Source organism: Vibrio sp. Y176, from assembly GCF_033438945.1.
Window position 1 is genome coordinate 1 of record NZ_JAWOQS010001255.1, and the last position, 506, is coordinate 506.

Genomic DNA, 506 nt, shown 5'->3' on the forward strand with positions numbered 1-506 from the left:
GGTGACACCAGCTCTGCGGTGATCCCAGTGACTATCGTCGATGACCAACCGACCATCACAAACGTCGATGCCATTACGGTTGATGAAGACGATTTATCGGGCGTTGGTTCTGCTCAAGATGGCGTTGTTTCTATTGACGGTAAATTCACTACAACAGAAGGCTCTGATCGAGTGGTGAGCTATCAACTTGATTCCTCGACGGATCCTGTTACTGGCCTTACCTCACATGGCGAAGCGATTGTACTCGTAGAAACGGCAAATGCTGACGGCAGCTTCACTTACAGTGCGACGGCAGATGGCAATCCAGTATTTACGTTGGTAGTGAATGTGGATGGCTCTTACAACTTCACGTTGGAAGGCCCAATCGATCACGCTATTAATAGCGACGAGCTAACGCTGAACTTCCCAATCATCGCAACAGACTTTGATGGTGACACCAGCTCTGCGGTGATCCCAGTGACTATCGTCGATGACCAACCGACCATCACAAACGTCGATGCCATTAC

General features: G+C 49.6%; 1 protein-coding gene. It reads left to right on the forward strand.

What is annotated here, in order from left to right; all coding sequences use genetic code 11:
* On the forward strand, positions 1–506 hold a 506-nt coding region (locus tag R7O13_RS31265), incomplete at both ends, for a hypothetical protein (RefSeq protein WP_318305781.1).